A 13,643-nucleotide genomic window follows, 5' to 3' on the forward strand; every position below is an offset into this window, starting at 1 on the left:
GGTTGTCCATACGGGCGACCCTTTTTTATTAGATTTGAATCAAAAAAAGAGTAATATGTCAATTCCGTCTTCTCCAAAGTTATTTTCGCCAGAAAGAATGAACCAGCTAGTGGCTTTTGATAGGCTGTTAACTATCATGGACGAGCTAAGGGAGCAGTGTCCTTGGGATAAGAAACAAACGTTGGAGAGTCTTCGCCACTTAACCATTGAAGAAACCTATGAGCTTTCCGATGCTATTTTGGAGGGTGATTTGGAAGAAGTGAAAAAGGAATTGGGAGACATTATGCTCCATCTGGTGTTTTATGCCAAAATTGGCTCTGAGAAAAATGCGTTTGATATTTCAGATGTGCTTCACGGAATTTGTGAAAAACTTGTTTCAAGGCATCCCCATATTTATGGTGATGTAAAAGTAGCAAATGAGGAGGAGGTAAAACAAAATTGGGAGAAACTGAAACTAAAAGAAAAGGGCAATAAGTCTGTTTTAGGTGGGGTTCCTACTTCTTTGCCTGCCTTAGTCAAGGCCATGAGAATTCAAGAAAAGGCTAGAGGTATAGGTTTCGACTGGGAAGAAAAAGCTCAAGTTTGGGCTAAGGTAGAAGAAGAGCTTCAAGAGTTTAAAGAGCAGTTTGACACCGAAAAGTCAGAGAAAATAAATGTAGAGGAGGCGGAAGCCGAATTTGGAGATGTGCTTTTTTCATTGGTAAATTATGCTCGATTTATAGAAATAAACCCTGAAACGGCTTTAGAAAGAACCAATAAGAAGTTTATAAAGCGTTTTCAATATTTAGAATCTAAAGCCAAGGGGTCTAACAAAGAATTATCTGATATGACTTTAGCAGAAATGGACGTTTATTGGGAGGAAGCCAAGACCTTGGGTTAAAATCCAATTATTTCCTGTTACAGGAAATAGGTGATTCTCGTAGAATTGGATTGTACCTAATATACCAATACCGCTAACAGTGTGTCGTTTATCTTAAAAGACCATCCATAGCTATGAGCAACACTAAACCTTCTTTTATATTTGGTGTATTTACCCTTTCGCTCCTGTTGTTGTTATTGAACGACTTTTATTTTAAGCCGATTTTCCATAACACTTTTACCGGGAAGCTATCAGACTTTGTGGGACTTCTAATATTTCCTTGGTTTTGAAGTTTGCTCTTTAGAAAGTATGAAAAATGGATATACATCGGCACCGCCTTATTATTTGTTTTTTGGAAGTTGGAGCACTCATCTGCCCTTATTTATGCTATTAATCAGCTCTTCGGTCTAGGTTTGGGTAGGGTTTTAGATTGGACAGATTTGTTTGCTTTGTTGGTTTCACCTATTTCGTATAAGTGTTATATCATTTCTCAAAAAAGTGTTGGTGGTTTAGGCAATTTCATGAAATATGCCTTTTCTTTCTTGTCCGTTTTTGCATTTTTCGCAACTTCCCAACCCCAAATATATGTGGAACCCAATTGGGAATTTAATACGATCTATACGCTACCTTTTTCAAAAGAAGAACTGTTGACAAAAGAAATGAGATATCAAGGCATCGATACACTCGATGTTAATCCATTAGACCATAATGAATTTAGGATAAGATATGATGGTGAATTTGTTCTTGTTTTCAATGCTACCATCCAAGAGAAAGATAGCATTACTTCAGAATTGACCTTGAATAAACTTTTAAGTTATACTAAAAGAGGCGTTTCTAGTGAAAAGAAAGATGGACTGAACAAACAGCAGTTTTTGGGGTATTTCGAAAACGAGGTTATACCGTTGCTAAGCAGAGGGTTTGTGGATTATCCTAGTTTTACTTATTTAATTGTAGAGCCTTAGGCTCTCATTCTTCGATTCATACGCCTATACCTTGTTTCATTTTTACCATCTACCCTAGAAGCTACGGCCCAAAGTGCCGCTGGAAGCCACCCTATTAGGGTGAGTTGAAGAAATAAACACAGTATACCTCTGAGAATTTTACCTCTTAAGAAGAAGGAGAGCCAAGGCAAAAGAACAGCAATTAATATCATAGCTTTATAATTATAAGTCAATATTAACAGCTGTTCTTTAAATTATGGACAAGATTTTGATGAACGGTTGATTAGAGTTTTACTTCACAGCCGCCATTAGCTCCAGATTTCAAAACGGCTTCCACCACCCTGATGTCTGCCAAACCTTCCTCTCCGGGGCATAAGTAGTCAGTTTTATTTATGATGGCTAGAGCGTCGTCATCCATTTGCAAGGGTTGCTGGCGATCTATAGGCGTATAGATTTGAGTACCGTCAGACATGCTTCCTTTGTTTCCGCCATAGCCAGACTGTGGTTCCATTTTAAGCCAGCCTTTCTCGTAATTAACTTGTAGGTAATTCATGCTGACACCAAAACTAGAATGACAAGTAGCCATAGCCCCGCTTGGAAACTCTAATACATAAACGGCTGTTTCTTCTACTTCGTGATAAATGTCTGGTCTGGTGGTCATGATATGTGCCTTAACAGAAATAGGCTCTTCACCAGAAGCGAGTCTGGCTCCTTGGATGGCATAAACGCCCATGTCACCCATAACACCACCACCCATGGCTTTTTTCTGTTTCCAATGGTCTGTTCTTCCCTCAAAATATCCAGCGGCCGAGTTAATCATTCTTACTTTACCAAACTTTCCTTCCCTCATTACTTTTTGGTAAGCCTGAATATTAGGATCGTGCTGGCATCTATAACCTATGGATAAACCCACCTTGTTTTTTTTACATGCGTCTATCATGGCTTGACAATCTTTTTCAGAAGGAGCCATTGGTTTTTCACACCATATGTGTTTGCCTGTTTCGGCACCTCTTACGGTATATTCTCTATGCATGGAAGGTGGAAGAACCACATAAATAATGTCAATGTCTGGGTTGTTGGCTATTTGGTCATAGTTGTCGTAACTGTAGATGTTTTTATCAACGATACCATATTTTTGTTGCCATTCGGGTATCTTGGAGGGGGTTCCTGTTACTATTCCCTTTAGTTCACAATGTTTAGTGTTTAACAAGCCAGGGGCGATCAGATCTTTACTGTAGTATCCTAGACCCACTAAAGCTACACCGAGCTTTTCCTTTTTAGGTCTGGTGGCGGCTAGAAGTACATTGGGAGAAAAGGCGGTGGCAGATGCTGCAATGATTGTATTCCTTACGAATGAGCGACGACTTGAATTCATGTTTTTTTTTGTTTCAATTGAGTTACACTTATTTAAAGATACTGTCTATTACGCCTAATTTCAAAATTGAAACGGGAGAGGAAAAAATATTTATAAGAAAAAAGAGACAGAGGCAGACGAATTGATAAAAGTGAACTACTTTTCGATCTGAAACGAAAGAAGGATTGAAAACCATAGGAAGAAATGAATGGATAGACCTACCAGAATTAGGTCTATTTCATGTAAAAGCTAAAATAGATACAGGGGCATATACCTCTAGCATGCACTGCGAAAATATAGAAGAAAAGGAGAACAGTATTTCTTGTGAATTTCTTAATCCAGATAATCCTGAAAATGGAATTCAAAACATCATTTTTACTGAGTTTAGTAAAAAAAGAGTTAAAAGTTCAAATGGTATAGAGGAAGAAAGATATTTGGTTTCGACAGAAATAACTATTGGCTCTGAAACTTCAAAAATTAAACTCACTTTAACAAACAGAAAAGATATGAGATCGCCACTTTTGCTCGGAAGGAAATTTTTGAGAAAAAAGTACATTGTTGACGTATCTCATAAAAATATTTTAAATAAATGAAGATTGTAATTCTTTCTAGAAATGCGAATTTATATTCTACCAAGAGATTAAAAGAGGCGGGCGAACAACGGGGTCATGAGGTCTTGATTATTAGTCCGCTAAAGTGCGATCTAGTTATAGAAAAAAAGAAACCTCAAGTTTTTTATAATGGGGCTTTTATAAGCGATGTGGATGCTATTATTCCTAGAATTGGGGCTTCGGTTACTTTTTATGGTACAGCAGTGGTAAGGCAGTTTGAAATGATGAAAGTCTTTACTACCATTGAGTCTCAGGCCTTGGTAAGAAGTAGAGATAAACTACGAAGCCTTCAAGTATTGGCAAGAGCGGGATTGGGCTTGCCTAAAACTGTTTTTACGAATTACTCTAAAGACACTGAGCGGATTATTGATAAAGTAGGAGGAGCTCCGTGTATTATTAAGTTATTGGAAGGTACCCAAGGTGTAGGCGTGGTTTTGGCGGAAACCAAAAGTGCTGCTACTTCTGTTTTGGACGCTTTTCAAGGTTTACAGGCCAGGGTTATTGTCCAAGAGTTTATTAAGGAGGCCAATGGCTCAGACATTAGGGCTTTTGTGGTTGATGGCGTAATAGTTGGAGCAATGAAACGCCAAGGAAAAGAAGGTGAGTTTAGATCTAACCTTCACAGAGGAGGTACGGCAGAAGTCGTGGAACTTACCGATGAAGAAGAGAATACAGCTTTAAAGGCCGCTAGGGTTTTAGGGCTTGGAGTCGCTGGAGTAGATATGTTAAGATCAAACAGTGGTCCTAAGATTATGGAGGTTAATTCTTCTCCGGGCTTAGAGGGCATTGAAAGAGCTACAGGTAAGGATATTGCAAAATCTATTATACGTTATATAGAAAGAAACGTTGAGTAAATTACCCAAGAGCTACATCTAAAAACATCATGACGGCAAAACCTATCATAGCTCCTATGGTAGAAAGGTCTGTTTGATCTCCTGTTTGGGAAGTAGGAACAAGTTCTTCTACCACAACGAATATCATGGCACCGGCAGCAAAAGCTAGAGCATATGGAAGTATTGGTGTAACATGAAGCACTAGTAAAGCTCCTAAAACGCCAGCAATGGGTTCTACCATGCCCGACATCTGACCATAGTTGAATGCTTTTAGTCTAGAAAAACCTTCTCTTCTTAATGGAACAGAAACGGCAGCTCCCTCAGGGAAGTTTTGTATACCAATGCCTATGGTTAAGGCTATAGCACCAGTGAGAAGACCCATGTCTGGGTTAAGGGCTAATGCACCAAAAGCAACGCCCACCGCCAAGCCTTCGGGAATGTTATGAAGTGTAATGGCTAACACCAATAGAACACTCCTTTGCCATGATGTTTTTATGCCTTCTGCCTTATCCATGGAACGGTTAAGATGAAGGTGAGGAAGTGTTTTGTCTATGCCATAAAGAAATGCTCCTCCTAGTAAGAATCCCACCACTGCAGGTATCCACCCATCGGTTCCGTTTTCTTCTGCCATTTCAATAGCTGGAGCCAATAATGACCAGAAACTGGCCGCTATCATGACGCCTGCGGCAAACCCAAGCATCAGATTTAAGGCTCTTTGATCAATTTTTTTAAAGAAAAAAACGAGACTCGCTCCAAGGGCAGTAAGAGCCCAAGTGAAAAGTGTGGCGATGAGTGCCAGAAGAACGGGGTTATAATCTAGAAGGAAGGATAACTTGTCCATTAATTTAGATAAATCTAAAAATATTATTTGAAAACCCGAAGATACAAACTATTTAGAGAACTTTCATTAAAACAGCATTATAACGATATTTGAGCAACATTTAATGATATATGAAAACAATAATAACACTCTCTTTTATCTCTTTTTTAAGCCTTAATCTATCCGCACAAAACATCTTATCTCAGAATTGGTTGACGCAATCTAGACATTCAGATGTAGACATTAGTGTAGGAGGAAGAACGGCAATGTATGGTTTGACCAGTGGTGGGTCAGATGTCAATTCTAAGTACTTTTGGGAAGAAGAATTCCAAAAGGGTGCTGTTTATTTTTACCAGCAACAATATAGCGTTCCGGGTGGAGAAACGGTTGAGCTTGATAGCTTGCTTGGAGTGGAAATGAGGTTTGACCTCTGGAATAACAATGTGGAGTTCAAGTTCGGTGAAGAAATTAAAATTATTGAAACCAGCAAGGTTTCTAATATACTTAGCTTGAATGACGATGATGAGGTATCTCAATTTATTAATCCTAAAGAGTTTGAGAGCAAGAATGTGAAAGGCTTTTTCGAGCTTTTAGGTGCAAAAGATGATATTGCGTTTCTTAAGTCTAAGGAAATCACTGTGCAAAGAGGTGATTATAACGCCGCTCTGGATATTGGTAGCAAAGATCCTATTATTAACCAAAAAGAACATTTTCACTTTTGGGATGGCAAGTCTAAAACGTTAGTGCCTATTGATTCTAAAAAGGAAGCAATGGCTTTAGTGAGCTCTTTAGGGATTGATGGAAAACACTATTTCAAGAATTCGAAAAATAGGCTAAAAGAAGACGAAGACTATAAGAAGCTAGCTCATTTCATTTTTGAAACGAGTCGTTAGTAGAAAAACACTTTCTCCTTAAATAAAATTATTCGCCGCATCTCTTTAGAGTTGCGGCGTTTTTGTAGTGGTCTTACCAACCGCTTATTGGTAGATTTGACCACTTTGTCTTATTTGTTTAAGGAGAAAGTGTTCCGTAAATGGCATTCTGCTAACTTTGTCTCTCTTTATTCAAAAACGCATAAGATGAAACACTTTATAAAGCCTTCAGATGTTCCAAATATCCAAGATTTAGTAAATGAAGGAATTGCCCAGAAGGCAAATCCTTTAGCAAATCGAACTTTGGGTAAGGATAAGACATTGGTTCTTTTATTTTTTAACTCGAGCTTGAGAACACGTCTCAGTACGCAAAAGGCTGGAATTAATTTGGGCATGAATGTCATTGTGATGAACGTGGGTTCAGACAGTTGGCAATTAGAGTTTGAAGATGGCGTAAGAATGAACGGTAACAAAGCAGAGCATATTAAAGAGGCTGCTGCGGTTATTGGTCAATATGCAGACATTATAGGGGTGAGGGCATTTGCGGGTCTTACAGACGCCGAGGAGGACTATAAAGAGTTGGTTTTGGAAAGCTTTCGAGCGTTGTCAGGAGTGCCTATTGTGAACTTGGAATCTGCCACCAGACACCCATGCCAGTCATTGGCAGATTTAATTACAATAGAAGAGTTAAAAAGTAAGACAAGACCTAAGGTGGTGTTGACTTGGGCTCCACATATTAAGCCTTTGCCACAGGCGGTAGGGAACTCGTTTGCCGAGTGGCTTAACCAGACAGAATACGATTTCGTGATTGCCAACCCTGAAGGATATGACTTAGCTCCGGAGTTTGTTGGAAATGCCAGGGTAACACATAACCAAGTGGAGGCTTTTGAGGGTGCAGACTTTATCTATGCTAAAAACTGGTCTTCTTTCACAGCTTACGGTAAGGTGCTTCCAGGAAATGAGGATTGGATTATCTCTGAGGAGAAGATGGCATTGACAGATAATGCCAAATTTATGCATTGTTTACCAGTGCGTAGAGGTCTGATAGTGGAAGATGCCGTTATTGATTCCGTAAACTCTGTGGTCATTCAGCAGGCAGGAAACAGGGTTTGGTCTGTTCAAGCTGCCTTGAAGAAGATTTTGGAGGATTTGTAGAACGTTTGATTTTTTTTATAGCTATAAAACTAAAGAATCCCCTTTCTAATTTATTTAGGAAGGGGATTCTTTTATGAAAACTGGTTCGCTTTAACCCGCTTTATGCATTAGGCAATCTCCCGATTTTATCGGGACCGTAGCTAAATTGGTTCAAATCAGTACGTAAACCTATTTAAACTCAATCACCATAGCGGTGCTATGCTAATTTCCTTTAATTATCTGATTTATTGTACTTTAAAACTCATAACGATAACCCAGCATAATTCGGGTTTAAAGCTCCACAGCCACTTTATAAGTAGGATCTTCAATAATGTTTACATCGATGATGTCCTCAGCATTGGCTAAAAGCTTTCTACAGTCAGGGCTCAAATGTTTTAAATGAACTTCTTTTCCTGCTTTTTGATAGCGTTCTGTTAGTTTATTTAAAGCTTCAATGCCAGACATGTCGTTTACACGGCTTTCTTTAAAGTCTATAATCACTTGGTCCGGGTCGGAGTGAACCTCAAATTTATCGGTGAAGGCCTGGGTGGATGCAAAGAAAAGCGGGCCATAAATTTCGTAATGTTTTACGCCGTCATTATCGGTATATTTTCTAGCTCTAATTCTTTTTGCATTTTCCCAAGAAAATACCAAAGCAGAGATAACCACACCTATAAGAACTGCCAAGGCTAGATTGTGTAAAAGAACGGTAATCGCTGCTACCAGCATTCCTACCAGAATGTCATGATTTGGCATTTTACCTATCACTTTAAAGCTGGCCCATTCAAATGTACCTATGGCCACCATAAACATAAGACCAACTAGAGCTGCCATAGGCATTTGCTCAATATATTCTGCTCCAAACATTACAAACACCAATAGCATTACAGATGCCACAATCCCGGAAAGCCTAGCCCTGGCTCCTGAAGAAATGTTGATAAGACTTTGTCCAATCATAGCACAGCCACCCATTCCAGAGAAAAAGCCAGTGACCGTATTTGCTAATCCCTGAGCAATAGCCTCTTTGTTACTTCGTCCTCTTGTCTCTGTAATTTCATCAATTAGATTTAACGTCAACAAACTTTCGATAAGACCAACACCTGCCACTATCAGAGCGAAAGGGAATATGATGCTAAGCGTTTCTAGGTTATAAGGTACTTCTGGAATATGGAAAGGAGGGAAGCCTCCGCTTATAGAACTGATGTCTCCCACGGTTTTCGTCTGTAATCCAAAACCAATCACAATGGCTGTTATGACCAAAATAGCCGTAAGGCCTGAAGGGACTACTTTAGTTAGTTTAGGAAGTCCCCAAATAATCAACATCGTTAAGAGTACTAAACCCACCATTTGATACAGCTGAACCCCTTGCATCCATTCTAATGTGCCATCTAATGCTGGAACCTTAAAAGAGCTCAGTTGAGCCATAAAAATGACAATAGCCAGACCGTTTACAAAACCGAACATCACAGGATGTGGTACTAATCGGATAAATTTTCCTAGCTTAAAGAGACCGGCTGCCATTTGAATAATACCCGCAAGGATTACCGTAGCAAAAATATATTCTACGCCGTGCATTTTGGCTAAGCCCACAATGACCACCGCTATCGCCCCTGTAGCCCCAGAAATCATTCCAGGTCTTCCACCAAATACTGAGGTTATTATTCCTATGGTAAATGCGGCGTAAAGTCCTGTAAGAGGATGTAACCCTGCAATTAAGGCAAAAGCAATAGCTTCGGGAATTAAGGCCAAGGCTACAGTTAGTCCCGATAATATTTCGTTTTTATAATCAACCTTCTGTTTCAGGTCGAAAAGAGCAAATACTTGACTCATTTATTATGGTTTGTTATTTTCTATTAAGAATCTATAATTAAAATTGGCAGTTTCCATTTCACAACTTCGCACCCTGACGGACGAAAAGCTGCAAAATGAAAACTGCCAAGCTTATACTTTTTTCCTGCTATTACGCTTTTTCTATCTCTACTACCCAGTCGTCTTGCTCCACCACAGAACCTTGTTCTAGCTGTACAGAAGCTATCACTCCTTCAAAAGGAGAAGCTACAATAGACTCCATTTTCATGGCTTCGATAACAAATAGCGGCGTATTTTTAGCCACCTCATCACCTTTTTTAACCAGTATTCTAGAGATTCGACCTTGAAGCGGAGCTCCAATATCACCTTCTTTACCGATTTTCTTATTGGTAGGTTTTGTAACTTTAAGAGCTCTGTCTCTCACTCGGATTTTTCTTGCTTGTCCGTTAAGGTCAAAACTTACATTTCTTTTACCTTCTTCATCTGGTTCAGAGGTATAAAGGTATCTTACTAGAATAGTTTTACCCTCTTCTATTTTCACCATGATCTCCTGATTCTGATGCAAGCCATACCAGAATGCATGAGAAGGAATTAGACTAACGTCACCAAACTTCTCTCTGTTTTCGTGAAAGTCTTCGTATACCTTATCATAAAGTTTGTAAGATAAGAAGTCTAAGTATCCGTCACTGTTTGGGAAATCTATCTGAAATTGTTTGAACTCCCCTTCTAAGTCTAAAGGCTCCAAATGAGCGTTTGGTCTCTCTGTGTAAGGTTTTACATCCTTAAGGATAATTTTTTGTAGTTTTTCTGGGAAGCCACCATAGGGCTGACCTAGATCTCCTTTGAAAAATCCTTTGACAGATTCTGGGAAAGACATGGTATCACCTTTTTTGAAGATGTCGTCTGCGTCTATGCTATTAGAAGTCATAAACAAGGCCATATCACCCACAACTTTAGAAGAAGGCGTTACTTTAACGATATCTCCTAGAAGGTCATTTACAGTGCTATAATTTTGTTTCAATAAGTCAAACTTGTCTCCTAAACCCAATGAGATAGATTGTGATTTTAAATTTGAATACTGACCTCCTGGCATTTGATGGGTATAAACCTCCGCACTTCCAGACTTTAAACCAGATTCAAACGGATAGTACATTTCTCTTACATCTTCCCAGTAATTAGAGTACTGATTTAACTTTGCAAGATCTATCTCACACTCACGCTCGCTGCCTTTTAACATGGCCACAACAGAGTTAAAGTTTGGCTGAGAAGTAAGTCCAGAAAGACCACCAAGAGCACAGTCAATAATATCTACGCCAGATTCGGTAGCTTTTAAATAAGTAGCAGGCTGAATAGAAGCGGTATCGTGCGTATGCAAATGTATTGGCAAATTCACGGCCTTTTTCATTTCTCTAACCAGAACCTCTGCGGTATAAGGTTTTAAAAGCCCAGCCATATCTTTAATGGCAATAATATGAGCTCCTTCATCTTCTAGCTGGCGAGCCATGTCTAGATAGTATTGAAGGGTATATTTTTTCTGGTTTGGATCCAGCATTTCACCCGTGTAGCAAATTGCTGCTTCTGCCAGAGAGTTGGTTCTTTCTCTTACCGTTCTGATACTCAACTTCATGGATTCAATCCAGTTCAGCGAATCAAAAATTCTGAAAACGTCTATGCCGTTTTCAGCAGATTTCTCAATAAAGCTTTCTACCAAATTGTCTGGATATGCGGTATATCCTACGGCATTAGAACCTCTTAAAAGCATTTGAAGAAGCATGTTTGGCATGGCCTCTCTAAACTCCTGAAGACGTCTCCATGGACTTTCGTAAAGAAAACGCATGGCTACATCAAAAGTGGCTCCACCCCAAACTTCCATAGAAAATAGCTGAGGGAAGTTTTTTGCAAAACCTTCTGCCACGGCCATCATATCTGTAGTTCTAACTCTTGTAGCTAGTAAGGACTGATGCCCATCTCTAAAAGTGGTATCTGTATATAAAATAGACTTCTGCTCTTTTACCCATTGTGCAAATTTATCTGCACCCATGCTTTCTAGCCTTTGCTTATTACCGTTTGGATAGGGCTCAAAAGGATCAATTAAAGGAACCTTAGGAAGTTCAAAGTCTCTTTTTTCAACTTTCCCTAAAGTTGGATTTCCGTTCACAATCACATCTGCCAATAGGCTCATAGCTCTTGTTGAACGATCTTTAGGTTTACGAAATTCTAATAAATCTGGGCGATTCGCTATAAAAGTGACCCTTGCATTTCCTTTTTGGAATTCTAAGTCGTTGATAACATTGCTCAGGAAAGGAATATTGGTTTTAACACCCCTGATTCTGAATTCTACTAAAGCTCTTGAAAGTCTTTGAGCCGCACCTTTAAGGGTTCTTCCTCTAGCGGTCACTTTCACAATCATAGAGTCAAAGTAAGGAGAAATTTTCATGCCAGGGTAGGCACTTCCTTCGTCCAGTCTTATTCCAAAACCAGCTGCATTTCTGTAGGCTATGATAGTACCAAAGTCTGGTTTGAACCCGTTAGCAGGGTCTTCTGTGGTAATTCTACACTGGATGGCGTACCCTTTAAGAGGAACTTCATCCTGGTTGTGTATGTATATGCCGTTATCAGAAAGTTTGTAGCCCATGGCTATCAACAACTGAGTTCTTACGATATCAACGCCTGTAATTTCTTCTGTAATGGTATGCTCTACCTGAATACGAGGATTAACTTCAATGAAATATACGTTTTCCTCTTTGTCTACTAGAAATTCTACTGTACCCGCATTAGAATAGTTTACGGCCTTACCCATTTTAATGGCGTATTCGTAAAGTTTTTCACGCGTTTCTTTCTTTAGCCCTATAGAGGGAGCTATTTCAATAACCTTTTGGAACCTACGCTGAACAGAGCAGTCCCTTTCATAAAGGTGTATGAGGTTCCCGTGTTTATCACCTAAAAGCTGTACTTCAAGGTGTTTAGGGTCTATGACAAATTTCTCAAGGAATACTACGTCGTTTCCGAAAGCCGTCTTGGCTTCGTTTTTTGCTTCTGAGTAGGCTTTTGGGAATTCTTCTTCGCTGTGTACTACACGCATTCCTCTTCCTCCTCCACCAGCCACGGCTTTTACCATCATAGGGAAGCCTATTTCTTTTGCTTTTTCTAAAGCAAACTCTGGGGAAGGAATGTCTCCTCTATAATCAGGAATCAAAGGAACTCCTGCTTTTACCGCCATGTTTTTTGCAGCAACCTTGTCACCTAAAGCATCCATAGCTTCTGGTTCTGGGCCTACAAAGATGATACCCTCAGCTTGGCATTTTCTTACCAATTCCACGTTTTCCGACAAAAAGCCATAACCTGGATGAATGGCATCGATTTTTTTCAACTTGGCCAGTTGAATAATACCGTCAATATCTAAATAAGGTTGCAAAGCCTCTTCGTTTGCACCTATTTGATACGCTTCATCCGCTTTATAACGGTGCAAAGAATACCTATCTTCATAAGTATATAGTGCAACAGTGGTTATACCTAACTCTGAGGCCGCCCGCATGATACGAATGGCAATCTCTCCTCGGTTAGCAATTAATAATCTCTTTATTGGTTGTACGTAATCTTTCATCTAAGAGGATGGGGTAAAATCGAAATATATTGACGTTAATTATAGGAATTAACATTATAAAAACTAACGAAGTTAGCAGTAGCTACTAATTCTATCAATTTTTGTGTCTATAATCTAAAAGAAATCTTTAAATAATTCAATTTTGGTGAAAATTAGTTTAATCTATCCAAGAACCTTAGCGGGGTTGCCAAAAACGGTTGCGTTTTCAGGTACATTTTCAATAACCACCGAGCCCGCACCTACCCTGGCGTTTTTGCCTACGATGACACCGGATACCACAGTTACATTTGAGCCAATAAAAGCACCCTCTTCTATTTTAGCGTCGCTATTTATGACAGATCCACTTCCTATTTCCACATAATTTTCAACAATGGCTTCGGCATCAATGGTAACGGATGACCCTAAAATGTTTAAATTACCTATGGTAGCAAAGGGGCCCACCACAGCGTTTGCAGCTATCAGGTTTCCATGTCCGATGACCGCTTCCTCGGAGATAATACTGCCTTTATGAATGGCATTTATAGGCATGGTCTTGCTCTTTGTGGCAAGCATTTCTGTTAATCGCTTTCTGTCCTTTTGGTTTTTTACCGCTAAAAACGCCTCTGTCTTTTTACCAATTATTTTAATAATATTTTCGTCTTCTGTAGATCCCATCACCATCACATTTCCTACTTCGGTGTTGTGAATTTCGACTTTGTCGTCCAAAATGCCATATATAAGTACATTATTTTCATTGAAAATATCTAAGGCTATTTTACCTAAAGTTCCTGCACCGAAAATAATTACTGGATTTTCCATATTGCTAA

12 protein-coding genes are annotated in these 13,643 nt (G+C 39.3%); 6 read left to right on the plus strand and 6 right to left on the minus strand.

Going from position 1 to position 13,643, the window contains the following annotated elements; genetic code table 11:
• Positions 1–55 precede the first annotated feature (55 nt).
• Together mazG and ACTBZY_RS10855 are read left to right on the plus strand one after the other, a co-directional pair.
• The gene (gene mazG / locus ACTBZY_RS10850) at positions 56–880 is read left to right on the plus strand and encodes a nucleoside triphosphate pyrophosphohydrolase (protein WP_463046360.1); all 825 of its coding nucleotides are present in this window, start codon (positions 56–58) and stop codon (positions 878–880) included.
• 272 nt (positions 881–1,152) lie between these two features.
• Positions 1,153–1,821 (plus strand): hypothetical protein, encoded by a 669-nt coding sequence (locus ACTBZY_RS10855; protein WP_463046361.1) that lies wholly within the window; start codon positions 1,153–1,155, stop codon positions 1,819–1,821.
• Here the strand turns inward: ACTBZY_RS10855 and ACTBZY_RS10860 are convergent.
• Together ACTBZY_RS10860 and ACTBZY_RS10865 are read right to left on the minus strand one after the other, a co-directional pair.
• Positions 1,818–2,012, minus strand: coding sequence for a YqaE/Pmp3 family membrane protein (locus tag ACTBZY_RS10860; RefSeq protein WP_463046362.1), 195 nt, complete (start codon positions 2,010–2,012; stop codon positions 1,818–1,820). The genes ACTBZY_RS10855 and ACTBZY_RS10860 overlap by 4 nt on opposite strands.
• 71 nt (positions 2,013–2,083) lie before the next feature.
• Positions 2,084–3,175, minus strand: a complete 1,092-nt coding sequence (locus ACTBZY_RS10865; RefSeq protein WP_463046363.1) for a Gfo/Idh/MocA family protein — start codon at positions 3,173–3,175, stop codon at positions 2,084–2,086.
• A gap of 164 nt (positions 3,176–3,339) precedes the next feature.
• On the opposite strand from ACTBZY_RS10865, the gene ACTBZY_RS10870 reads away from it, so the two are divergent.
• Both ACTBZY_RS10870 and rimK read left to right on the plus strand, forming a co-directional pair.
• Positions 3,340–3,747: an ATP-dependent zinc protease family protein gene (locus tag ACTBZY_RS10870; RefSeq protein WP_463046364.1), complete on the plus strand. Its 408-nt coding sequence runs from the start codon at positions 3,340–3,342 to the stop codon at positions 3,745–3,747.
• The gene (gene rimK / locus ACTBZY_RS10875) at positions 3,744–4,619 is read left to right on the plus strand and encodes a 30S ribosomal protein S6--L-glutamate ligase (RefSeq protein ID WP_463046365.1); all 876 of its coding nucleotides are present in this window, start codon (positions 3,744–3,746) and stop codon (positions 4,617–4,619) included. The genes ACTBZY_RS10870 and rimK overlap by 4 nt, the downstream gene beginning before the upstream one ends.
• Position 4,620: 1 nt before the next feature.
• Here rimK and ACTBZY_RS10880 read toward each other — a convergent pair whose 3' ends face one another.
• The gene (locus tag ACTBZY_RS10880; RefSeq protein ID WP_463046366.1) at positions 4,621–5,439 is read right to left on the minus strand and encodes a ZIP family metal transporter; all 819 of its coding nucleotides are present in this window, start codon (positions 5,437–5,439) and stop codon (positions 4,621–4,623) included.
• Between the two features lie 110 nt (positions 5,440–5,549).
• On the opposite strand from ACTBZY_RS10880, the gene ACTBZY_RS10885 reads away from it, so the two are divergent.
• A complete protein-coding gene (locus ACTBZY_RS10885; RefSeq protein ID WP_463046367.1) occupies positions 5,550–6,311 on the plus strand; it encodes a hypothetical protein in 762 nt (253 codons plus the stop codon).
• A 186-nt stretch (positions 6,312–6,497) separates the two neighbouring features.
• The gene (locus tag ACTBZY_RS10890) at positions 6,498–7,445 is read left to right on the plus strand and encodes an N-acetylornithine carbamoyltransferase (protein WP_463046368.1); all 948 of its coding nucleotides are present in this window, start codon (positions 6,498–6,500) and stop codon (positions 7,443–7,445) included.
• Between the two features lie 270 nt (positions 7,446–7,715).
• Here the strand turns inward: ACTBZY_RS10890 and ACTBZY_RS10895 are convergent, their stop codons facing one another.
• The 3 genes from ACTBZY_RS10895 to ACTBZY_RS10905 all read right to left on the minus strand — a co-directional run bounded on the left by ACTBZY_RS10895 (position 7,716) and on the right by ACTBZY_RS10905 (position 13,635).
• On the minus strand, positions 7,716–9,254 hold the full coding sequence (locus tag ACTBZY_RS10895; RefSeq protein WP_463046369.1) for a SulP family inorganic anion transporter: 1,539 nt from the start codon (positions 9,252–9,254) through the stop codon (positions 7,716–7,718).
• Positions 9,255–9,384: 130 nt separating this feature from the next.
• Positions 9,385–12,837, minus strand: a complete 3,453-nt coding sequence (locus tag ACTBZY_RS10900; RefSeq protein WP_463046370.1) for a pyruvate carboxylase — start codon at positions 12,835–12,837, stop codon at positions 9,385–9,387.
• A gap of 162 nt (positions 12,838–12,999) precedes the next feature.
• Complete coding sequence (locus tag ACTBZY_RS10905; protein ID WP_463046371.1) at positions 13,000–13,635, minus strand: NeuD/PglB/VioB family sugar acetyltransferase; 636 nt, start codon at positions 13,633–13,635, stop codon at positions 13,000–13,002.
• Positions 13,636–13,643 lie beyond the last annotated feature (8 nt).

The sequence above is a fragment of the Arcticibacterium sp. genome, assembly GCF_055134445.1.

Bases quoted from the DNA above. Each gene is read 5' to 3' on its own strand.
- ACTBZY_RS10885 (WP_463046367.1), top strand. From the start codon at position 5,550: ATGAAAACAATAATAACACTCTCTTTTATCTCTTTTTTAAGCCTTAAT.
- ACTBZY_RS10900 (WP_463046370.1), bottom strand. From the start codon at position 12,837: ATGAAAGATTACGTACAACCAATAAAGAGATTATTAATTGCTAACCGA.
- ACTBZY_RS10865 (WP_463046363.1), bottom strand. From the start codon at position 3,175: ATGAATTCAAGTCGTCGCTCATTCGTAAGGAATACAATCATTGCAGCA.
- rimK (WP_463046365.1), top strand. From the start codon at position 3,744: ATGAAGATTGTAATTCTTTCTAGAAATGCGAATTTATATTCTACCAAG.
- ACTBZY_RS10890 (WP_463046368.1), top strand. From the start codon at position 6,498: ATGAAACACTTTATAAAGCCTTCAGATGTTCCAAATATCCAAGATTTA.
- ACTBZY_RS10880 (WP_463046366.1), bottom strand. From the start codon at position 5,439: ATGGACAAGTTATCCTTCCTTCTAGATTATAACCCCGTTCTTCTGGCA.
- mazG (WP_463046360.1), top strand. From the start codon at position 56: ATGTCAATTCCGTCTTCTCCAAAGTTATTTTCGCCAGAAAGAATGAAC.
- ACTBZY_RS10905 (WP_463046371.1), bottom strand. From the start codon at position 13,635: ATGGAAAATCCAGTAATTATTTTCGGTGCAGGAACTTTAGGTAAAATA.
- ACTBZY_RS10860 (WP_463046362.1), bottom strand. From the start codon at position 2,012: ATGATATTAATTGCTGTTCTTTTGCCTTGGCTCTCCTTCTTCTTAAGA.
- ACTBZY_RS10895 (WP_463046369.1), bottom strand. From the start codon at position 9,254: ATGAGTCAAGTATTTGCTCTTTTCGACCTGAAACAGAAGGTTGATTAT.